A 20,126-nucleotide genomic window follows, 5' to 3' on the forward strand; every position below is an offset into this window, starting at 1 on the left:
CGCCGTCCCCGGTGCCGACAGTTGGTGCTGGGATCAGGCTGTACAGAGAATCGGAGGTCATGATGAACGCGGATCCACATCGCCCGGAGTCCACGGAGGAGGGCAGTACCCCGCAGGTGGAGGATGCGTCTCTGCGCGCGGCCGTGGATGCCTACATGGAGACGACGGCCGCCGAGCCACCGGCGCAGCAGGCCGCATCGGGCGAGCCGGAGGCCGAAGCCGAGGGCGAGTCTGAAACGATCTCGGTCGAGGAGTTGATCGCCGCGCTCGATGTGGCGAAGGCCGAGGCCGACGACCACCGTGAGCAGGTCCTGCGCACGCGCGCAGACATGGAGAACCTGCGCCGCCGTCACAGTGCCGAGCTGGACAAGGCGCACAAATATGCGCTGGACAATTTCGTGCGCGAACTTCTGCCCGTGCGCGACAGCCTGGAGCTCGGGCACCAGGCCTCTATGGACGAGGCGGTCGACATCACCAAGCTGCGCGAGGGGACCGAGCTGACTCTGAAGCTTCTGGGCGACGTCATGGAGAAGTTCGGCGTGTCTCTGATCGATCCTCAGGATCAGCCGTTCAACCCCGAACTGCATCAGGCCATGACGATGCAGTCGCGCGAGGACGTACCGCCCAACACCGTGGTAGGGGTCATTCAAAAGGGCTACTCGCTCAACGGCAGACTGGTGCGTCCAGCGCTGGTCATGGTGTCGCAGCAAGCATCCTGAGCCCAGGCTTGAATGGGGTCCGACCCTCCCCAATTCGACTGAATTATTCGGCGCCTCAGCGCCCCTGAGAACATTTTCGGAGAAGAAAAAATGGGAAAAATCATCGGCATCGATCTCGGTACCACGAACTCGTGCGTCGCCGTGATGGAAGGCGACAACGTCAAGGTCATCGAGAACGCGGAAGGCGATCGCACCACGCCTTCGATCATCGCCTTCACCGGCGATAGCGAGGTTCTGGTCGGTCAGTCCGCCAAGCGTCAGGCCGTCACCAACCCGGCCAATACGCTCTTTGCGATCAAGCGTCTCATCGGCCGCCGCTTCGAGGATAGCGTGGTCGGCAAGGACAAGGACATGGTCCCGTACAAGATCGTCAAGGCCGACAACGGCGACGCCTGGGTCGAGGTGAACGGCAAGAAGATGGCCCCGCCGGAGATCTCGGCCAAGGTGCTGCAGAAGATGAAGAAGACCGCCGAGGACTATCTCGGTCATACGGTCAGCGAGGCGGTCATCACCGTCCCCGCCTACTTCAACGATTCGCAGCGCCAGGCGACCAAGGACGCCGGACGTATCGCCGGCCTTGAGGTCAAGCGCATCATCAACGAGCCGACTGCGGCCGCGCTCGCCTACGGCATGGACAAGCAGCGCGGCGATCAGAAGATCGTCGTCTACGACCTGGGTGGCGGCACCTTCGACGTCTCCATCATCGAGATCGCCGAGATCGAGGGCGAGCACCAGTTCGAGGTGCTCTCCACCAACGGCGACACCTTCCTCGGCGGCGAGGACTTCGACCTGCGCATCATCGATCATCTGGTCGAGACCTTCAAAAAGGAGCAGGGCTTCGATCTGCACAACGATCCGTTGGCGCTGCAGCGTTTGAAGGAGGCTGCCGAGAAGGCCAAGATCGAGCTCTCCACCAGCCAGCAGACCGATATCAATCTGCCCTATATCACGGCCGATCAGACAGGTCCGAAACACCTTAACGTCAAGCTGACCCGCGCCAAGCTGGAGTCGCTGGTCGAGGATCTGATCGAGCGCACCATGGCGCCCTGCCGCACCGCGCTCAAGGATGCGGGCGTCAATGCGGGTGAGATCAACGAGGTCATCCTGGTCGGTGGTCAGACCCGCATGCCCAAGGTGCAGGAAAAGGTCGCCGAATTCTTTGGCAAGACCCCGCGCAAGGATGTCAACCCGGACGAGGCGGTCGCCATCGGCGCAGCCATCCAGGGCGGCGTGTTGGGCGGTGAGGTCAAGGACGTGCTGCTGCTGGACGTCACCCCGCTTTCGCTGGGTATCGAGACCCTCGGCGGCGTCATGACCAAGCTGATCGAGAAGAACACCACCATTCCGACTTCGGCCCAGCAGGTGTTCTCGACCGCCGACGACAATCAGACCGCAGTGACCGTGCACGTGCTCCAGGGTGAGCGCGAGCGTGCGGCCAGCAACAAGTCGCTGGGTCGCTTCGACCTCACCGACATTCCTCCGGCGCCGCGCGGCGTGCCCCAGGTCGAGGTCAAGTTCGACATCGACGCCAACGGCATCCTCAACGTTTCGGCCAAGGACAAGGCGACCGGTAAGGAGCAGTCCATCGTCATCAAGGCCTCTTCCGGTCTGTCGGACGAGGAAGTCGATCGCATGGTGAAGGACGCCGAGGCCCACGCCGAGGAGGATCGTCAGTTCCAGGAACTGGTCGCCGTGCGCAACCAGGCCGAGGGAATGATCCACGCAGCCCGCAAATCGATGGAGCAGCTCGGCGACAAGATGGAAGCCGGCGAGAAGGACGCCATCGAAGCCGCGATCAAGGACCTCGAAGAGGCCGTCGCGGGCGAGGACAAGGATCGCATCGAGGCGGCGAACAAGACCCTGGGCGATCTCTCCGGCAAGATGGCCGAGCGTCTCTACGCCAATGCCGGCGATGCCTCGGCGTCTGGCGCTGAGGCCGGCGAGAACGCCTCGGCCGGGAAGAGCGCGGGTGGTCACGACGACGTGGTCGATGCCGAGTTCGAAGAGGTCAAGGACGACAAGAAGTGAGGTGACGAACTAGCAGCTGACCCTGGGTCCTAGGAGCGAAAGCGTACAGGTGCCAACACCCGTGCGCTTTCTGCTTGATGGGGCTGGTAAACTGATCAGTTGCCGGTAGCTGGAAGCAAATCAATGTCAAAACGCGATTACTACGAAGTCCTTGGTGTCCAACGCAATGCGAGCGAGGCCGATATCAAAAAGGCCTTTCGCCGTCTGGCGATGAAGTATCACCCCGACCGAAATACGGGGGATGCGGACGCGGAAACCAAGTTCAAGGAAGCCAAGCAGGCTTACGATGTCCTGAGCGATGCGAAGAAGCGCTCGGCCTACGATCAGTTCGGCCATGCTGGTGTCGATTCGGGCGCTGGAGGCTTCGGTGGCGGTCCCGGTGACTTCGCTGGCGCGGGTTCCTTCTCCGATATCTTCGGGGATGTCTTCGGCGACATATTCGGTGGACGGACTGCCGGCGGTAGACGCAGCCAGCGCGGGGTGGACCTGCGCTACGACCTGTCGTTGACCCTGGAAGAGGCGGTTGCCGGCAAGGATGTCAAGATCCGTATTCCCACGCTGGTGGATTGCCAGTTCTGTGGCGGCAGCGGGGCCAAGCCGGGCACCCAGCCCAAGCAATGTCCGACCTGTGCGGGCATGGGGCAGGTGCGGATGCAGCAGGGCTTCTTCTCCATTCAGCAGACCTGTCCGGACTGCCGCGGCGCGGGCGTCGTGATCGACGAGCCTTGCTCGCACTGCCGGGGTCGCGGCCGAACCCAAGAGGAGAAGACGCTGTCGGTGAAGGTTCCGCCGGGCGTCGATACCGGGGACCGCATTCGTCTGGCCGGGGAGGGCGAGCGTGGCGAGCAGGGCGGCCCGCCAGGGGATCTCTATGTGCAGGTCCAGGTCATGGAGCACCCCATCTTCACCCGCGAGGACAGCAATCTCTATTGCCAGGTACCGATCGGCTTCGTTACGGCGGCGTTAGGAGGCGAGTTGGAGGTCCCGACGCTCGACGGCAAGGTCATGCTGAAGATCCCGGCGGGTACCCAGACCGGCAAGATGTTCCGGGTGCGCAATAAGGGCGTGAAGCCGGTACGTGGCGGCGTGGTGGGCGATCTCATCTGCCGAGTGACGCTGGAGACGCCGGTCAACCTGACCGACCGTCAAAAGGAGTTGCTCCAGGAGTTCGAGCTCAGCGTGCGGGAGGGTGGCTCGCGGCACAATCCGCAGTCCCATTCCTGGCTCGATGGCGTCAAGAGTTTCTTCGAGAAGATGGGTCTTTGACCGATCGGACCCGATAACAGTACAGGTTGGAGGCCGCCGAATGCATGGCGGTTTGACCTCGCCAGCCCCGATCCGGCATGCGCGAGCCTTCCGATGAGGAGTCGAATGAATCATGAGTGAGATCAGAATCGCCGTTGCCGGCGCGGGCGGACGTATGGGGCGCAACCTCATCCAAGCGGTCACCGAGGCCCAAGGATTGAGATTGGGTGCCGCGACCGAACAGCCCGAGAGTTCGCTGCTCGGCGCCGACGCGGGCGAGTTGGTCGGTGTCGGGCATCTGGGCGTTCCCCTCGTCGCCGACTTGTCCGAGGTGATTGACGATTTCGACGTCCTGATCGACTTCACCGTGCCGACCGCGACCATGGTGCACCTGGCGCTCTGTCGTCGTTCAGCAAAGCGGATGGTGATCGGCACCACCGGGCTCGATGAGGCGCAGCGGGTTCAGGTGACCGCCGCTGGCGAGGAGATCGCCATCGTTTTCGCGCCCAACATGAGCGTCGGCGTCAATCTCTGTCTCAAGCTGTTGGATATCGCGGCGCGGGTTCTGGGTGATGACGTCGATATCGAGATCATCGAGGCCCATCATCGCCATAAGGTGGATGCGCCTTCTGGAACCGCGCTACGGATGGGCGAGGTCATCGCCGACGCGCTCGGGCGCGATCTCAGAGAGGTTGCGGTTTACGGTCGGGAAGGGCAGACGGGCGCGCGCGCCCGTCGGACCATCGGATTCGAAACCATCCGCGCGGGCGATGTCGTCGGCGAGCACAGTGTCTGGTTCGCCGCCGAGGGCGAGCGGATCGAGATTGCCCACAAGGCGTCGAGCCGCATGACCTTTGCGGGCGGTGCCGCGCGCGCAGCGGGCTGGATCGCGGAGCGCGAGCGCGGTCTGTTCGACATGCAGGATGTCTTGGGGCTGCGCTCCCTCTGAGGGCTCGGGCTTGCGAGTGGCGAGGTCTCGCTGCGTCACTCCTGATCGATGGCGCCGGGCTTCGCCCGGCGTTGTTTCAATCCTCGCAGGAATACCCGTGGGCGATGAGCCCTTCCGTCAGGTGATCGGCGATCATGGGGTGCGATAGCAGATAGGCCGCCGCGTTCAGCGAATAGTCTCCGATCGCGTCATCGACCGCCGATTCCCAGTCCTCGATGCTGTAGTCGCCGCGTCCGAGCCACATGAGTGCGACCAGCTCGGCGCGTTGGCGCTCGCTCATCGTTCCAATCGCCTGCATCATCTCCTGGACACTGTAGTCCTCACTGTGATCGGCGAGTATCTGTAGGGCCCAATCCTCTGTGGGGCTCGACGGGCTGTCGGGGATAACCACCTCCTCCTTGGCCTGGAACTCCCGTGCCTTATCGATGATGCGGCACAGGGTTTCTAATTTCAGGTGCAGCATAGTTGGGAGCCTCTTCCCCCTGTTTCAGGTCGACCTATGGCTTCGCCAGGATGGCTGTCCGCAGGGTGACGCTTGGTCTGGTTGGAGTCCATTGTACTGCGATCTGCTCGGTTGTCTGGCCGAACTCAGATCAGTATCGGCATGATCGTTGGTTCTCTTGTGCGTTGTGGTGCGCTCCGATTTTGCAACGTTCTATCCAACAGGGTAGCGGTTCGTTACTGGATGCAAACGCGAGCGGATCCGAGATACGATAGGCTCGACGGGCAAAAATCGAACAAGGGTTGCGCTCTGCCGATAAGGTCTCTATACTTGGTTCCTCTGATGCGGGGTGGAGCAGTCAGGCAGCTCGTCGGGCTCATAACCCGAAGGTCGTAGGTTCAAATCCTGCCCCCGCTACCAAATCCAAAAAGGCTTAGAATTATAACTCTAAGCCTTTTTTCGTTGCGTCCGGCCCTAGGGTCGAGCCTCGACGCTTGCGCGCAACGGATCCTGGCGATAGAAGGCCCTGAGCTGCCGGTAGACCTCCGGGTATGGGGTGGCCAGGGTGTCGGGGATTTCGAAGAAGGCCTCGGTTGCGACGGCGAAGAACTCGGCCGGCGATTCGCTCGCATAGGGATCGATCGCTGTGTCCTCATTTCGGCTGACGCGCTGGCAGAGGTCGTCGAAGGCACTGATGAAGGCCTCTTTCCAATCTGCGGCCGACATGTCTGCGTGGAGCGGTGGACAGCCGTTGGTGGCTCCGGAGCGCGCGTCGAGTTTGTGAGCGAGTTCATGAAGGACGACGTTGTAGCCATCGAGCTTGCCGCCCGCCTTGATGTCGGCCCAGGACAGGATGACCGGCCCGTGGCTCCAGGACTCGCCACTCCTGCTCTCTCGCTCGGTTTGGACCAGTCCGTCTTCGTTGATGAACTGGTGCTCTGGCATGAAGACATCTGGATAAAGGATGACGGAGTACCAGCCTCGATACCAATCCAGACCCAGTTCGAGGATCGGCAAGGCGGCCTGAAAGGCGATCGTCAGGCGCATCCGGTCGGTTACCACGAGACCTTGGGCGGGCTCCAGCGTCTTGTCGCGCAGGAAGCGCATGGCGAGATCGGCGAGGCGTTCCGAGGTGTCTTTGTCGAGTCGGTCGAGGAGCGGCAGTCGTTTCCAGGCCCAACTCCAGTCCGCCGAGTCGAAACGCGTCCGCTCGCGCGCGATGCCGCGTGAGCGCCACCAGTCCATTAGATGTCGCATGCTGCTGGTCTCTCGGTTCCAATGGATTCTGGTACGCCTGGGTTCTCGACTCAGGCTACAGGTCCTTTCAGAGGGTCCTGCTCTCTGCCGCTGACGACGGGCGTCGTCAGCGGACGTTCCGCGACGTCAGACTTTGAACTGCCCCATCTCGTTGCGCAGGGCGTTTGCCAGACGTGACAACTGCTCCGTCGATGCGCCTACCTGCTCGGTCGCGCTGGCAACGCGCGCCGTCTGCTCCTTGAGGTTGCCGACGTTGCGCGCGATGTCTCCGGCCACGGCGGTCTGCTCTTCGGTCGCGGTGGCGATCTGGGTGGTCATTTCATCCATCGTGCGCACCCTGGAGACGATGCCGTCCAGTGCCTGGTCGACATGCTGGGCCTGGTCGACGACGTTTTCGGTCTGCTCACGGCTATGGTTGATGCGCTCCACGGCCAGGCGCGTACTGCTGCGCAGCTGTTCGATGGTCTGGCGGATCTCCTCGGTCGAGTTTCGGGTGCGTCCGGCGAGCGTTCGCACCTCGTCCGCCACCACCGCGAATCCTCGACCCTGCTCTCCGGCCCGGGCGGCCTCGATCGCGGCGTTGAGGGCGAGCAGGTTGGTCTGCTCGGCGATGCTCTTGATGACCTCCACCACAATGTCCACGGTCTCGCTGGCGCGCCCGACCTCCTCGATCACGCTCGCGCTCTCCTGGATGTCGCTGCCCAGGGTGCGGATCGCGATCAATGCCTGAGCCTCGGCCTCGCGACCTTGGCTCGCCTCGGTACGGGCCTGATCGGTTGCCCTCGCCGTGTCGTGAACATTGCGCGACACCTCTTGCAGGGTCATCGACATCTCTTCGACCGCAGCGGCGACCTGCTCGGTTTCGGCGACCTGTTGCTGAATCGTCGTGCGATTCTCTTCGCTCACCATGCTCAGCTCTTTCGCTGCGGATGCCAACTGTGCGACGGAACCCTGAACCGAGCCGACGATGCCTTGGAGCTTCTCGACGAAGCGGTTGAAGCTGTGGGCGAGCGTGCTCAGTTCGTCCCGTCCGTCTGCGGGAAGACGGGCAGTGAGGTCGCCATCGCCATCGGCGATATCGGCGAGCATCAGGTTCATTCGGTGCAAAGGTCGCGTGATGGCCCGAATGACCATCCAGGAGAGCAGCGCGCCGAGCATGACGGCGATGCTGGTCAGTACGATCAGGCGCAGATCGGTCTCCTTGATCCGGTCCTCGATGCGGTCGGATTGCTGGTCCAGGGATTCGGCGACGCTCGTACGCAATGCCTCGGCCTTTTCCGCGATTTGAGGGCCGATTTCGTCCAGCGTTTGAATCCCTGCGTTCCGGGCTTCGATGACGGCGACCACTTCATCGAAGGCCTCCTCATAGCTGGATAGAAGTCCCTGCACCTTCAGGCCAGGCGCACGCTGTTCGGGTTGATCGACAATGGCGTTCAAGGCGTCGTGCAGCGGCTCGAGCTCTCCTTTCACGCCTTGCAGCGAGTCGGCATTGTTCTCCAGCAGATATTTGACGACAAAGAGGCGCGTTTGCAGCAGGTGGCGTTGGGCGACTCCCACGCGGTAGCTCGTCTCGATGTCGCCATTGCGATGCGCGGTCTCCATCATCTCGGTCAGCGTATCCGCGATCTGGGGACCGATGACATCGAGCTTCTCTGCGACGAGCGTATTGCGCTGCTCCATGTTGGTCACGATCGTCGAGTCGAACGTGTCGATGTATCGGGCATTCAGTGCGGCGATGTCCTCCATCAGCTTTACCCGGCGCGGTTCCTCGATCGCCTGACGCGCCCGCTCCAATTCCGTCTGGCTCGTTGCGCGCTCCTCTCGGAATTGCTCGGCATCCTTCGGGTCGCGCGATTTCAAATAGGACTTCACCGCAAGGCGCTGTCGCAGTAAATCTGCAAGGACCTTGGAAGCGACATCGGCGTCTGGGATCAGATTCTGTGTGATCGTCCCTACCGATTGATCCACCGCTCGATTGGCCTCGAAGGCCACGATACCCTCGATCACCAACAGGAGGATCAATACTCCGGGTACGAGCCAGATCTTGAAGCCAACGGATAGCTTGTTGAGCAATAGCTGCATGTCCTCGTTCCTTCATCAATGTAGGAATGGTCCCAGCTGAATCGGCATCGGACGATGACAGCGTTGACTGGGAGGTTAAGGTTTGGCCTGGTCGTTGAATCGGACTCTACGCCGTTCTTGCGCACCTGTATTTGACCGTTGTGAAGAATAGCGTCGTCGCCGGAATCGAACTGAGGTGGGTATCGCAGAATTCCTTACTAATACAGTCTGGATTGTGGATTGTGGCGTGGGGTAGGGTAGGGTGGGCGACGGCCAAATACAATGTATTGGAATGAAACTGAAATGCCGTGCACACAGGAGGCCAGTCGTAGTGGCCAAGCGGTCTCATTGCGACTCCGGTCGCACTTGCGAGTCGTACTCTGCGACCAGAACTCGGTTGCGACCTTGTGCCTTGGCTTCTAGAAGGGCGTCGTCGACGCGTTTGAGCAGGGATTGGAGCGGCTCCTCTGGCTCGGCTTCGGCAACCCCGAGGCTCACGGTGAATGGTGTCAGCGGAGGAATCCTCAGCGATGCAACACAGGTGCGCACGGTTTCGGCCACGGTTACGGCGGCCCGCAGCTTCGTGTTCGGGAGCAGGACCATGAACTCCTCTCCACCCCAGCGCGCTAGTTCGTCGGTTTTGCGCAGCCGCTCCGAGAGCGTTTGGGTGAGGCGTGTGAGGGCGAGATCGCCTACATCGTGCCCGAAGGTGTCGTTGATCGATTTGAATCGGTCTATGTCGAGCATGATCAGCGAATAGGGCGTTCCATAACGCTCGGTCTGAGCGTGTGCCGTCTGTAGCATCGTTTCGCAGTAACGACGATTCCAGGTGCCGGTGAGCGGGTCGTGATGCGCTGCGTACTGGAGTTCGGCTTCCAGGGTCTTGCGCTCGGTGATGTCGATCAGTACGCCGTTGAAGAGCGTGGAGCCGTTGGTATGCTGGCGCGGCTGAGAGCGTCCGAGCAGCCATTTGACGCCTTGGGGGGTGTTGACGCGCCACTCGCATTGCCAAGGGTGGTGGCCGCGAACGGCGCGCTGGATGCTTCTGCTGAGCAGTCCCTGGTCGTCTGGGTGTGTCGTGGCCAGCAAGGGAATGGGATTGCGCAGATCCGGCTCTTCCAGTAGACCGAGCAGCGTTCCCAGTCCGGCGCTGACGAACAGCATGTCGATCTGGCCGTTGGCGTCGATCTGCATCTGGAAGACGACACCGGGGAATGAATTGGCCAGATCGATGACCTGCGCCTCGCGCGCCTTCTGTTCGGTTAGATCCGAGAAACTGACGACGACGCCGACACATGACCGTGCTCGCGCGATGGGGGCGGCGTAGAGAAGGGTGGGTATCTGTACGCCGTCGCCACGGATCAGCCATTCCTCGTGGTTTTTGAGTGCCCGTCCGCTCGTTCCCACGCCTTGAATCGCGTAGGTTTTTGCTTCGTTTGCGTCGGGGATGATGGTTCGCAGATGGGAGTTCAGCAGTTCGCTCTCGTGGCGATATCCGAGCAGGTGCAATGCCGCTGGATTGACGAAGGTGAAGCGGCCGTCCAGGTCGATGCCGAAGACGCCGTCATGGATACTGTCGAGCAGGAGTCGATTGAAATGCTCCGTCTCTTTCTGCGCGGTGATGTCGTGGATGATCGAGAGCAGTAGACGCCGGTCGTCCACCTCCACCGGGCCCGCGTAGGTTTGTACGTCGCGCAGGCTTCCGTCCGCGAGACGATGCTTGAAGTGCAGCGGTTTGTGGCCGCCTTTCCAGGAGGCGATGCGTTGGGCGATGGGCAGGGCGGATCTGCCCAGTGAGTTGATTTCCCAGATATGCAGGGAACAGAGTTTGTCGTAGGGGTATCCGTAGAAGGCGACTGCGGTTGGGTTGGCGTCGACGATGGCGCCTTCACGCTCCGGATCGATCAGCAGCATGGGGGCCGTATTGGCGCGGAACAGGCTTTCGTAGAGCGTGCGTTCGCCATTCCGCTCCGGGCCGGATACGTGCGCCGTTCCCGCACCCGGATGCCTGTGGGCGTGGATGGTGGCTGAGTTTCTATGGTGTCTCTCTGGCTCTGGATGTCCCTCTGCAAGCCAGCCGATGCGGCCGTCGGCGAGCCGAGTCTCGAAGCAGCGGCAGGTCATGAGGGTCTCGGCTTCGGGCGAACGGATGTGCCAGATCTCGGAGACCGCTGACATTCGGTCGGCTGGAGCTGGGCAGGTGTCGGACAGCGACGCATCTTGGTGTTCGTCGACTCGGCGCTCGAGTTGCCCGTTCGCTGGACCATCCCAGTACTCCCGCGCGCTCAGATTCGCCCAGAGTAGGGCGTCCGTTGCGGGATCGATGATCCATACTGGAATTCGAAGTCGGGTCAGGATCTGCAGCGCGTCTAACATCGGGAGGTCGCTTTGTGGGGCACGGGGGCTGGGTGGAACTTGGGTTCAGGTGATTGCCGGATACCGAATGACTCAACGCTTTCGGCATGGGTCGATGGTAAACGAGAGCGAACTTGAGAGTGGCGTCTTCATCCGATCTGTCGATCTGTATGCGAATACCCGCTCGATTGACCGCGTGGTTGCCTGACCTCATGCTTGAGGGGCCTTAAGCCAATGCCGTCGATTTCAATGGTGTCCTCTGCGCGTTTCTTGTGGTGTTTGCCGATCATCCTCCTGTGCCTTTCCGCCCCATCGATGGCGGGACATTGGCGCTCCGCCGAGGCGTTCGACGCAGCGACCTCGGTCTCGGATCTCAGCGAGGTCAGCCGTCACCTGATCCGGGCCTCCGATGGGGATCAAATTGAGGCGCATCTGGTTCTTTTCACTTCCCGCGCCTTTCGTCTCAAGGTCGTCGATCTCGGAGACAGGGCGTTGGCCGGCGCTATCGATTTTGCCGATGCGCTCAGATCCGCCGGATGCGTTGCCGGCGTCAACGGCGGTTTTTTCCATCATGATGGCCGTCCGCTCGGTCTGGTGATCGCATCGGGGCGGAGGATCAACCGCTTCGAGACCTCAAGGCTGCTCAGCGGCCTCGTCTATGGCGATGCGCGCGGGATTTATCTGATACGCCGGAGCCGATTCGAGGATCGCCCGGACATCAATGCCTTGCTGCAAAGCGGGCCTTACCTGGTCGAGGCGGGCAGGGCGGTTCGAGGGCTCTCGGACGCTGCGAGCGCCTCGCGAACCTTCGTCGCTACCGACTGGCGCGGTCGTTGGCTGCTCGGTGCGGTGCGTGCTCGCATCACTTTGGCCGAGTTGGGTGAGCTGCTCGCGACGCCCGGACTGCTGACACCCTGGCGGGTCGAGCGCGCGCTCAATCTCGACGGAGGCTCGTCGACTGGCTTCTTCTTCGCCGGTGCCGCCGATCGGGCCCCCGTGATTCTCCGCCCGCGTAAGGCCGTGCGCACGCTGCTCGGAATCGCGCCACGCTGACATTCGCCGACCACCCCAATCGGAGACCGCACGATGCCTTTCTCGCACGGCTATGCGTTCGACCCAAGCTACGGCTTCGACCTTGAGCGGCTTTTCGCAATCGCGCCGCCCCAGGAGCCGGACGATTTCACCGCCTTCTGGCGTGCCAGGCTGGAGCGTGCGCTGAGGGTCGAGACGAATCCGCGTCTATCGACATCCACGCTGGTGGATCCGCACTTTCGCCTCATCGATCTCCAGTACAGATCGACCGACGGCTTTCAGATCGGTGGCTGGCTGCTGGTTCCAGTGCATGCAGACATCCAGCGCGGCATCCTTCTGGGGCACGGCTACGGGGGGATCGACCGTCCTCCCGTCTCTCTTCCGCGCCAGGATTGCGTCTATCTGGTTCCCTGTTTCCGAGGTCTCTCGCTCAGCCGTCGGTCCCCCATCTCGGAGGATCCGAACTGGCACGTCCTGCACGACATCCAGAGCCCCAATCGCTACATCATCGGCGGCTGCGTCGAAGATATCTGGACCGGCGTCAGCGTGCTGCTGGAACTCTTTCCCGAGGTCGAAGGGCACGTCGGCTATGCCGGAACCAGTCTTGGGGGCGGATTGGGGGCCATGGCGATGGCCTGGGACGCCCGGATCGGGCGCGGACACCTCAACGTGCCGACCTTCGGTCATCAGCCATTGAGGTTGAAGCTGCCGAGCGCCGGCAGCGCCGAGTCGGTGCGAAACTTCGTAAGCGATCGCGGCCGCGTACCCAACGCCCTGCGCTACATGGATGCCGCAATCGCCGCGCGTTACATCCGCCAGCCGATGCACATCGCCGCCGCGCGTTTCGATCCTGTGGTGCCGCCGCCTGGTCAGTTCGCGGTCTACAACGCCATTCCGGGCGACAAGCGACTGATGCTGCTGCAGGCCGGGCATTTCGACTATCCGGATCGGGCGCGCGAGGAGCGGGAACTGATCGGTCAGCTATGGAGCTTCTTCGCGCCCTTGTGAGGGCGCTGGACTCAGACGGCCCAGTCTCAACGGCTCATTGGCAACAGGAGCGCGAGTCCTGGGAAGGCGATCAGGGCGCCGATGCGGATGAAATCCATGAAGACGAAGGGCAGGAGTCCGTGAAAGATGGTCGACAGGGGCACGGTTTTGGTGACCGATCGCAGGACGAAGGCATTCATGCCGACCGGCGGGGTGATGTAGCTGATCTCGGTGGCGACGACCACGAAGATGCCGAACCAGATGAGATCGAAACCGGAGGCAGCGACCACGGGATAGAGGATCGGCACGGTCAGCAGCACCATCGACAGGCTTTCGAGCACGCTGCCAAGCAGGAGATAGACGCCCAGGATGGCCAGGATCAGCAGGAGCGGAGTGTCTGCGAGCGGCCCGAGCGCCTCCCGGATGTCGGAGGCCATGCCGGAGAGGTTGACGTAGTTGGAGAAGGTGAGGGCGCCGAACAGGATGAAGAACATGATGGCCGTCAGCTTGGCCGTCTCGGCCAGGGTCTCGACGGTGCGCCGTACCTGGAGTCGCCCCCTGAGCGCCGTCAGCAACATGGCGCCGGCCGCGCCCATGCCTGCCGCTTCCGTGGCGGTGAAGACCCCGAAATAGATGCCGCCCATCACGAAGGCGAACAGGACCATCGCCCCGGCGACCCCGCGCAATGCGGTCAGACGCGCGCGCAGTGGCAGCTTGGGCTCGACGGGGATCTCGCGACCCGTGCCGACCGATACGCTGAATCGAACCGCCACCATGTAGCCGACGACGCCGAGCAGTCCGGGCAGGATGCCGGCCAGGAACAGCTTGCCGATATCCTGCTGGGTCATGATGCCGTAGAAAACCAGGATGACCGACGGTGGAATCAGGATGCCGAGCGTGCCGCCGGCAGCGACGGAGGCCGTCGCCAAACCGTCCGGATAGCCGAAGCGCCGCATCGAGGGCAGCGCGATCCGCGACATGGTCGCCGCAGTCGCCAGTGAGGAGCCGCACACCGAGGAGAAGCCGCCGCAGGCGACGACGGTGGCCATGGCGAGCCCGCCGCGCCGATGACGCAGCCAGGCATAGGCTGCATCGTAGAGTTCGTGGGCGATCCCGGACTGGACCACGAAATTTCCCATCACCAGGAACAGCGGCAGCACCGAGAGCGAATAGGTGCGGCTGTTGTCGAAGACGGTCTGTCCGAGGAGCGACAGCGCCGGGTCGACGCCGATCAGCGTCGCGGTGCCGAGCGTGCCGACGAGGAGCATGGAGGCGGCCAGCGGAACGCCGGCCAGCATCAGAATCACGAGCAGAAGAATACCGTAGGGCCAATCCATCAGGGTCTCGGGGCGAGTCGGTGGGGTGGGCGCTCGAACTCAGTCGGCGCAGGGGGCACTGTCGGTCTGGCGATGATGCCCCGGGGTACGGAAGATCACCATGCCGATCAGCAGAGCGGAGGCCAGCCAGCAGAGTACCGCCGCGCCATAGGCGAAGGGGGCGATCGGCAGACGCAGATAGATGCTCGTCTGGCCGTAGCCGGCGAGCATTCCGCCCATGACCAGAAGCCGCCAGCCGATCACGCCCAGCACCAGGGCGTTGACGAGCCGTGCCAGGGTGAGCAGGGGTGTGCGTGTCCAGGCCGGCAGGCGCTCGGTGACTAGATCCACCGTGACGTGACCGTCGGACAGCGAGACCAGCGGAAGGCCGAGGAAGACCACGCCGACGAGCATCAGCTCGGTGAGTTCGCCCGCCCCCGGCAGGGGCGCGGCGAACAGATAGCGGCCGATGACGTCCACCACCGTCAGCAGAATCATCGCCAGCATGGTCAGGGCGCAGGCGCCTCCGAGCAGTGCCGAGCCGATATCAGCGAGCGAGCGGTTCGATATGAACGGCGGTCTCATCGGGTCTCGGCGGCGATCCGGGTCTTCATCGCGTCCAGGGCGGCTTTGGCGTCGACACCCGTCGCCGCGATCTCATCGAGTTTCGACGCGATGACCGGATCCAGCATCTGGTGCAGCGCACCGAGCTGTGCCTCGGTGGCGACATGGAGCTGGACCTTGCCTTCCAGCGCGTCGCGCCCGGCCGCGTCGGCGGCGTCCCAGGCCTTGCCGGCGAGACGGGCCAGGGCCTCGCCCGAGACGCTGTCGATGGCGGCCTTGTCGGCCTCGGACAGACGATCCCATTTACGCTTGTTCATGACGAAGAAGAACGAGGTGTTGTAAAGACCGCCGGGGACCACGAATCCCTGATCGACCAGTCCGTCGAGACGGAAGAAGGTGACGGATTCAAAGGGGAATAGGATGCCGTCGGCAACGCCGCCCGAGATGAGCTCATAGGCCTTGGACGAGGGGCTTTGGACCGGGACCGCGCCGAGCGCGGTGGCGACGTCGTTGGCCATGCCGCCGCCGATGCGCAGCTTGGCTCCGGCGATACCCGCGAGCGAGGAGAGATCGCGTCCCTTGGTGAATGCCTCGCCGGGGCCGTGGGTGAAGACGCCCAGGACCTTGACGCCGGCATATTCTCCGGCCGCTGCGAGCCGTTCCTCGAACACCTGCCAATAGGCGACCGAAATGGCCTCCGAGCTGTCGCCCAGGAAGGGAAGCTCGGCGAGCATGGAGGTCTTGAAGCGGCCCGGCGTATAGGCCTGGGCGCCGAAGGTGATGTCGGCGATCCCATTGGCCGCCAGATCGTAATGGGCCGGCGGTGGTCCGAGCGGGGCGTCCAGAATCTGTATCGAGACGCGTCCCTCGGTCGCCTTCTCCACCGCCGCCTTCCAGGGCAGCATCACATCTTTCACGATCGGATGGCTCGTCGGCAGCCAGTTCGAGAGTCGAAGCGTCTCGGCGGAGGCCGATCCGGCAAGCGCGATCAGTCCGGCGGCCACGCCGGTCAACAGGGTACGGAGCATAGGGGTCCCCTTGGATTGTCGATGCGTCCGTGCCGAGCGTGGCATTTCCGGACACTTTGTCCGGAAAACGTAACATGGCGAAAGTTGCCGAGAAAGTGGAATCTCAAATCAGGCCACCAACCTCCCAGCCGATCCTATCGATCCTGTCTCGTTCGCGCCCGCCCAATGGGGCCATTTGCCTCAAATAAGGTCATGCGATCGTCACTCGCACGTCACAGATCCTCAATCGGTGCTGCTTAGCATCCTTCCCGAACGAGGCGAAGGGCGCCATTCGTTTTTGACGTCCAGACACGCGCGCAACGCGGTTTCGGACCCATTTTTACAGGACGAGAAACACTGATGCAGACACCGACACGGGGAATTTTTCTGCCCTCCTTGCTTGCGATGGGGGTGGCTATGGCGACCCAGGCCCAGGCCGATACCGGCTGGGATGGGGTATCCGCCACGATTTCAGACCTGAGATCCAACGCGGTTGGCATGCACTTTCAGCGCATTGCGACGTTCGGCAACTATCTGAACCTCGATGCGGAGGACATCGGCGAGGAGACCGTCTCCGAGATCGTCGCCGCCACCAAGAACGGCGAGACGCTCGTCTATACCGACAGCCCGGGCAAATCGATCGGGTTCGTCGACATCGCCGATCCGACCAAACCGACGCCGCTCGGCCGTGTCGCGGTAGGCGGCGAGCCGACCTCCGTGGAGGTGATCGGCAACCTGCTGGCGCTGGTCGCGGTCAATACGAGCGATGATTTCGTGAATACCAGCGGCCGGTTGCTGGTGGTGAACATCCCGCGACAAAGCGTTGTCGGCTGGATCGAGCTCGGCGGTCAGCCGGATTCCATCAAGATCAGCAGCGATGGTCGCTATGCCGCCATCGCCATCGAGAACGAGCGCGACGAGGACGTGACGGTCGACGGCGTTGAGGGCGGTCTGCCGCAGGATCCGCCCGGCTATCTGGCGATCATCGATATTCATGGCACGGATCCGACCGGCTGGAATCTGCGTCGCGTGGAGCTGACCGGTCTCGCCAGCTACGGCAGCAGCGATTCTATCAGCTCAATCGCGGCAGACCGGACTATCCGCAGGTCCTCTCCGCAGACGACGGCAGCGGTGCGCCGATCACCTGGGCAGCGCTTTCCGGGATGGTTGCCGACCCCAACGATTCGAACCGCCTGTTCGCCGTCTGGGACTCCTTCTTCTCCGAGAGCCGCATCCTCACCATCGATGTCTCTCAGTCCCCCGCCGTCATTACGGGCGCCATGACCATCAGCGGCGGCACCGGTAACTATGACCCCGAGGGTATCGCCATCGCGCCGGACGGCAGCTTCTGGATCGCCAGCGAGGGCAACAAGGACGACTCGCGCCCCAACCGTCTGCTGCAGGTCGACTCCAGCACCGGCGCGGTCCTGCAGGAGATCGGTCTGCCCAGCGAGATCCTGGCCTGTCGCGCGGCCTCCGAGGAGACCGCGACGCTTGGTTCGGGCTTCGAGGGTCTCGCGGTCCAGGGCGATGCATCCGGGTACCGTCTGCTGGTCGCCCAGCAGCGCGGCTGGAACTACACCAGTTCCGGGTGCGAGGATCTGGACGACGATGCCGGTGGGCTCGACGCCAACGGCCAGCCGCTGCGGACGCGGATCTGGACCTATGATCCGGTTAGCGGCAGATGGGGCCACATCGGGTGGGAGCTGGCGGCGGTTCCGGAGCATGCGAGCTGGGTCGGTCTGTCCGAGATCAGCGCCATGCCGAACGGCGCCTATGTCCTGATCGAGCGCGACAATCGTTCCGGCGATTTCGCCGCGATCAAGAACCTGGTCGAGGTGAGCGCGGACGCCATGACCGATGGTCTGATCTCCGAGTCGGAGAAATCGACCTTCGATCTCATTCCCAGCCTCAAGGCCACCAACGGCTGGATGACCGACAAACCGGAAGGTGTCGCCGTCACCCGTGAAGGACGCGTCTATCTGGTAACGGACAATGATGGTGTCGACGACTGGTCGGGTGAGACCTGGTTCCTCGACCTCGGTCGTTATCCGCGTCTCTTCGACTGAAGCCGACCCTGATCGGAGGTCCCGCCCCTAATCAGGGGCCTCCGATGGCACGACCGGGCGGGTTGGACTGAATGCCCGGTGGATATATTTCGTCAGTGCTGTAGCATACCCCTCGGCTACGCAATGTGGCCGATTGGATCGGCACCCTCGTGTGCCACATCAAGACGGCGGCTTCTGACCGCCAACTCAATCACAGTCTCTGTGTTCAGCGCGGGTCTATTCCCGCACGACACGACGCAGCATCCGCGTCGATCGATCGTTCGTGTCTTCTGGAGTCGAGCACTTGCGTGCCTTGACTTCGCAAAAACAGGGGAGGCGTGTGCCTGCTCGGCGTGCGTCATTCGCTGCCTGTAGTTTCATTCCATTGACGGGAGCCGAGATCGCATGATCAATACAGCAGTCAAACAAGAATTCGGGTCGAATCCACTCAAGGTTCGCGATACGAATCACTATCAGGCCGAGTACGTGCATTCGTTCGTCGACAAATGGGATCAGCTGATCGATTGGGATCGCCGGGCCGAGAGCGAGGGCGACTTTTTCATTCGTCTCCTCAAGGAACAGGGGGCCAAGAAGGTCCTGGACGTCGCGACGGGGACCGGTTTCCACTCGGTCCAGCTGCTCAAGGCGGGTTTCGAGGTGACCAGTGCCGACGGCAGCCCGGTCATGCTCGGCAAGGCGTTCGAGAACGCGCGCAAGCGCAACCATATCCTGCGGACCGTGCATGCCGATTGGCGCTGGCTCAATCGTGACGTTCACGACTATTACGACGCAGTCATCTGTCTCGGCAACTCCTTCACCCATCTGCACGACGAGAACGATCGACGCAAGGCGCTGGCCGAGTTCTATGCGACGCTGAGGCACGACGGCGTGCTCATCCTCGATCAGCGCAATTACGACGCCATCCTCGATCACCAGATCGAGCCACGCCATAACTTCTATTACTGTGGCGACAACGTTCGTGCCACACCAGAGCACATGGATGAGTCGCTGGCTCGCTTCCGCTATGAGTTTCCGGGCGAGGAGGTCTTTCATCTCAACATGTTCCCGCTGCGCAAGCAGTATATGCAGCGACTGTTGCACGAGGTCGGCTTTCAGCGCGTCACCACCTATGGCGATTTCAAGGAGACCTACCGCGAATCCGAGCCAGACTATTTCATCCACGTTGCCGAGAAGCGTTACATCGAAGGGGGTGACGAGGGATGAGCGCAACCTATTCCAACGTGGTCGAGACGGCACGGACCTATTACAACAGCGAGGATGCGGACAACTTTTATTTCCATGTCTGGGGCGGAGAAGATATCCATATCGGTCTCTATGAGAGCACCGATAGTCCGATCGCCGAGGCCAGCCGCCGCACCGTCGAGCGCATGGCCGCGCGCGTGAAGGGATTGGGTGCCGAGAGCCGCGTGCTGGACCTCGGCAGCGGTTACGGTGGTGCGGCGCGCTACCTGGCGAAGACCTTCGGCTGCAACGTCACCGCGTTGAACCTCAGCGAGCGCGAGAACGCACGCAATCGCGAGATGAGCCAGGAACAGGGTGTCGATCACCTGACCGAGGTCGTCGAAGGCAGCTTCGAGTCCGTTCCGGCGCCGGACGCCTCGTTCGATCTGGTGTGGTCGCAGGACGCGATCCTGCACAGCGGAGAGCGCGATCAGGTCATCCGCGAGGCGGCCCGCGTCCTGCGTCCCGGTGGCGCGCTGATCTTCACCGATCCCATGCAGACCGACGACTGCCCGGATGGCGTTCTGCAACCGGTCTACGATCGCATCCATCTCGACTCGCTCGGTTCAATCGGTTTCTATCGCGCAGCTGCGGCTCGCCATGGTCTACAGGAGGTCGATGTCATCGAGCTGACTCCGAACCTGATCGTCCACTATGCTCGGGTTCGTCAAGAGCTCGAACGGGTTCGGTCCAACCTCGGCGGTTTGGTTTCCGATGCCTATATCGACCGCATGCTGGCCGGATTGGGCCATTGGGTCGAGGCTGGAGAGAAGGGCTATCTGAGCTGGGGTATTCTGCACTTCAGCAAGCCGAGCTCCTGATCCCGAGGCACGGCGGGCCTGGCTCGCCGCGCCGGCGCGAATGGATTCGCTCA

Annotated in this window: 17 protein-coding genes and 1 tRNA gene; 10 read left to right on the plus strand and 8 right to left on the minus strand. The window is 62.6% G+C overall.

Annotation, left to right across the window (positions count from 1 at the left end; all coding sequences use genetic code 11):
* Window positions 1–62 precede the first annotated feature (62 nt).
* The 4 genes from grpE (at window position 63) to dapB (ending at window position 4,941) form a co-directional block, all read left to right on the plus strand.
* Window positions 63–719, plus strand: a complete 657-nt coding sequence (gene grpE / locus ACFSJC_RS02455; protein ID WP_386022693.1) for a nucleotide exchange factor GrpE — start codon at window positions 63–65, stop codon at window positions 717–719.
* Window positions 720–809: 90 nt separating this feature from the next.
* Window positions 810–2,747: a molecular chaperone DnaK gene (dnaK, locus tag ACFSJC_RS02460; protein WP_386022696.1), complete on the plus strand. Its 1,938-nt coding sequence runs from the start codon at window positions 810–812 to the stop codon at window positions 2,745–2,747.
* Window positions 2,748–2,870: 123 nt separating this feature from the next.
* Window positions 2,871–4,013, plus strand: a complete 1,143-nt coding sequence (dnaJ, locus tag ACFSJC_RS02465) for a molecular chaperone DnaJ (protein ID WP_386022699.1) — start codon at window positions 2,871–2,873, stop codon at window positions 4,011–4,013.
* 112 nt (window positions 4,014–4,125) lie between these two features.
* Window positions 4,126–4,941, plus strand: a complete 816-nt coding sequence (dapB, locus tag ACFSJC_RS02470; RefSeq protein WP_386022702.1) for a 4-hydroxy-tetrahydrodipicolinate reductase — start codon at window positions 4,126–4,128, stop codon at window positions 4,939–4,941.
* Between the two features lie 76 nt (window positions 4,942–5,017).
* Here the strand turns inward: dapB and ACFSJC_RS02475 are convergent, their stop codons facing one another.
* Entirely contained in the window at window positions 5,018–5,404 is a 387-nt protein-coding gene (locus ACFSJC_RS02475; RefSeq protein ID WP_386022705.1) for a DUF3775 domain-containing protein, read from the minus strand.
* A 322-nt stretch (window positions 5,405–5,726) separates the two neighbouring features.
* On the opposite strand from ACFSJC_RS02475, the gene ACFSJC_RS02480 reads away from it, so the two are divergent.
* Window positions 5,727–5,803 (plus strand) — tRNA-Met (locus tag ACFSJC_RS02480).
* A gap of 54 nt (window positions 5,804–5,857) precedes the next feature.
* Here the strand turns inward: ACFSJC_RS02480 and ACFSJC_RS02485 are convergent.
* The 3 genes from ACFSJC_RS02485 to ACFSJC_RS02495 form a co-directional block, all read right to left on the minus strand.
* Complete coding sequence (locus ACFSJC_RS02485; protein ID WP_386022708.1) at window positions 5,858–6,640, minus strand: M90 family metallopeptidase; 783 nt, start codon at window positions 6,638–6,640, stop codon at window positions 5,858–5,860.
* A 126-nt stretch (window positions 6,641–6,766) separates the two neighbouring features.
* Window positions 6,767–8,722, minus strand: coding sequence for a methyl-accepting chemotaxis protein (locus ACFSJC_RS02490; protein ID WP_386022711.1), 1,956 nt, complete (start codon window positions 8,720–8,722; stop codon window positions 6,767–6,769).
* A 324-nt stretch (window positions 8,723–9,046) separates the two neighbouring features.
* Window positions 9,047–10,879 (minus strand): sensor domain-containing diguanylate cyclase, encoded by a 1,833-nt coding sequence (locus ACFSJC_RS02495; RefSeq protein ID WP_386022714.1) that lies wholly within the window; start codon window positions 10,877–10,879, stop codon window positions 9,047–9,049.
* Window positions 10,880–11,371: 492 nt separating this feature from the next.
* Here ACFSJC_RS02495 and ACFSJC_RS02500 point away from each other — a divergent pair, with 492 nt between their 5' ends.
* Together ACFSJC_RS02500 and ACFSJC_RS02505 are read left to right on the plus strand one after the other, a co-directional pair.
* Window positions 11,372–12,109: a phosphodiester glycosidase family protein gene (locus ACFSJC_RS02500; RefSeq protein WP_386022717.1), complete on the plus strand. Its 738-nt coding sequence runs from the start codon at window positions 11,372–11,374 to the stop codon at window positions 12,107–12,109.
* 33 nt (window positions 12,110–12,142) lie between these two features.
* Window positions 12,143–13,096 carry an acetylxylan esterase gene (locus ACFSJC_RS02505; RefSeq protein ID WP_386022720.1) on the plus strand — a complete coding sequence of 318 codons (954 nt, stop codon included), beginning with the start codon at window positions 12,143–12,145 and terminating at the stop codon, window positions 13,094–13,096.
* Between the two features lie 26 nt (window positions 13,097–13,122).
* On the opposite strand, the gene ACFSJC_RS02510 is transcribed toward ACFSJC_RS02505, so the two are convergent.
* The 4 genes from ACFSJC_RS02510 to ACFSJC_RS02525 all read right to left on the minus strand — a co-directional run bounded on the left by ACFSJC_RS02510 (window position 13,123) and on the right by ACFSJC_RS02525 (window position 16,958).
* Complete coding sequence (locus ACFSJC_RS02510) at window positions 13,123–14,412, minus strand: TRAP transporter large permease (protein ID WP_386022723.1); 1,290 nt, start codon at window positions 14,410–14,412, stop codon at window positions 13,123–13,125.
* Window positions 14,413–14,451: 39 nt separating this feature from the next.
* Window positions 14,452–14,976 (minus strand): TRAP transporter small permease, encoded by a 525-nt coding sequence (locus tag ACFSJC_RS02515; RefSeq protein WP_386022726.1) that lies wholly within the window; start codon window positions 14,974–14,976, stop codon window positions 14,452–14,454.
* Window positions 14,973–15,983, minus strand: a complete 1,011-nt coding sequence (locus ACFSJC_RS02520; protein ID WP_386022729.1) for a TRAP transporter substrate-binding protein — start codon at window positions 15,981–15,983, stop codon at window positions 14,973–14,975. The genes ACFSJC_RS02515 and ACFSJC_RS02520 overlap by 4 nt, the downstream gene beginning before the upstream one ends.
* A 450-nt stretch (window positions 15,984–16,433) precedes the next feature.
* Window positions 16,434–16,958 carry a hypothetical protein gene (locus ACFSJC_RS02525; protein WP_386022732.1) on the minus strand — a complete coding sequence of 175 codons (525 nt, stop codon included), beginning with the start codon at window positions 16,956–16,958 and terminating at the stop codon, window positions 16,434–16,436.
* Between the two features lie 167 nt (window positions 16,959–17,125).
* Here ACFSJC_RS02525 and ACFSJC_RS02530 point away from each other — a divergent pair, with 167 nt between their 5' ends.
* From ACFSJC_RS02530 to ACFSJC_RS02540, 3 genes are all read left to right on the plus strand, one after another.
* Window positions 17,126–18,031, plus strand: coding sequence for an esterase-like activity of phytase family protein (locus tag ACFSJC_RS02530; protein WP_386022734.1), 906 nt, complete (start codon window positions 17,126–17,128; stop codon window positions 18,029–18,031).
* A gap of 384 nt (window positions 18,032–18,415) precedes the next feature.
* Window positions 18,416–19,234 (plus strand): glycine/sarcosine N-methyltransferase, encoded by an 819-nt coding sequence (locus tag ACFSJC_RS02535; protein ID WP_386022737.1) that lies wholly within the window; start codon window positions 18,416–18,418, stop codon window positions 19,232–19,234.
* Window positions 19,231–20,073, plus strand: a complete 843-nt coding sequence (locus tag ACFSJC_RS02540; protein WP_386022740.1) for a class I SAM-dependent methyltransferase — start codon at window positions 19,231–19,233, stop codon at window positions 20,071–20,073. The genes ACFSJC_RS02535 and ACFSJC_RS02540 overlap by 4 nt, the downstream gene beginning before the upstream one ends.
* Window positions 20,074–20,126 lie beyond the last annotated feature (53 nt).

This window comes from Thiorhodococcus fuscus (genome assembly GCF_042682685.1).
GTDB classification, from domain to species: domain Bacteria; phylum Pseudomonadota; class Gammaproteobacteria; order Chromatiales; family Chromatiaceae; genus Imhoffiella; species Imhoffiella fuscus.

What these genes read in the sequence shown, in the direction of transcription:
- ACFSJC_RS02475 (WP_386022705.1), bottom strand. Translation starts at nt 5,404, where the DNA reads ATGCTGCACCTGAAATTAGAAACCCTGTGCCGCATCATCGATAAGGCA.
- ACFSJC_RS02485 (WP_386022708.1), bottom strand. Translation starts at nt 6,640, where the DNA reads ATGCGACATCTAATGGACTGGTGGCGCTCACGCGGCATCGCGCGCGAG.
- grpE (WP_386022693.1), top strand. Translation starts at nt 63, where the DNA reads ATGAACGCGGATCCACATCGCCCGGAGTCCACGGAGGAGGGCAGTACC.
- dnaJ (WP_386022699.1), top strand. Translation starts at nt 2,871, where the DNA reads ATGTCAAAACGCGATTACTACGAAGTCCTTGGTGTCCAACGCAATGCG.
- dapB (WP_386022702.1), top strand. Translation starts at nt 4,126, where the DNA reads ATGAGTGAGATCAGAATCGCCGTTGCCGGCGCGGGCGGACGTATGGGG.
- ACFSJC_RS02535 (WP_386022737.1), top strand. Translation starts at nt 18,416, where the DNA reads ATGATCAATACAGCAGTCAAACAAGAATTCGGGTCGAATCCACTCAAG.
- dnaK (WP_386022696.1), top strand. Translation starts at nt 810, where the DNA reads ATGGGAAAAATCATCGGCATCGATCTCGGTACCACGAACTCGTGCGTC.
- ACFSJC_RS02520 (WP_386022729.1), bottom strand. Translation starts at nt 15,983, where the DNA reads ATGCTCCGTACCCTGTTGACCGGCGTGGCCGCCGGACTGATCGCGCTT.
- ACFSJC_RS02500 (WP_386022717.1), top strand. Translation starts at nt 11,372, where the DNA reads ATGGCGGGACATTGGCGCTCCGCCGAGGCGTTCGACGCAGCGACCTCG.
- ACFSJC_RS02515 (WP_386022726.1), bottom strand. Translation starts at nt 14,976, where the DNA reads ATGAGACCGCCGTTCATATCGAACCGCTCGCTCGCTGATATCGGCTCG.
- ACFSJC_RS02505 (WP_386022720.1), top strand. Translation starts at nt 12,143, where the DNA reads ATGCCTTTCTCGCACGGCTATGCGTTCGACCCAAGCTACGGCTTCGAC.
- ACFSJC_RS02510 (WP_386022723.1), bottom strand. Translation starts at nt 14,412, where the DNA reads ATGGATTGGCCCTACGGTATTCTTCTGCTCGTGATTCTGATGCTGGCC.
- ACFSJC_RS02525 (WP_386022732.1), bottom strand. Translation starts at nt 16,958, where the DNA reads ATGAATATCGATGATCGCCAGATAGCCGGGCGGATCCTGCGGCAGACC.
- ACFSJC_RS02495 (WP_386022714.1), bottom strand. Translation starts at nt 10,879, where the DNA reads ATGTCAGCGGTCTCCGAGATCTGGCACATCCGTTCGCCCGAAGCCGAG.
- ACFSJC_RS02540 (WP_386022740.1), top strand. Translation starts at nt 19,231, where the DNA reads ATGAGCGCAACCTATTCCAACGTGGTCGAGACGGCACGGACCTATTAC.
- ACFSJC_RS02490 (WP_386022711.1), bottom strand. Translation starts at nt 8,722, where the DNA reads ATGCAGCTATTGCTCAACAAGCTATCCGTTGGCTTCAAGATCTGGCTC.
- ACFSJC_RS02530 (WP_386022734.1), top strand. Translation starts at nt 17,126, where the DNA reads ATGGTTGCCGACCCCAACGATTCGAACCGCCTGTTCGCCGTCTGGGAC.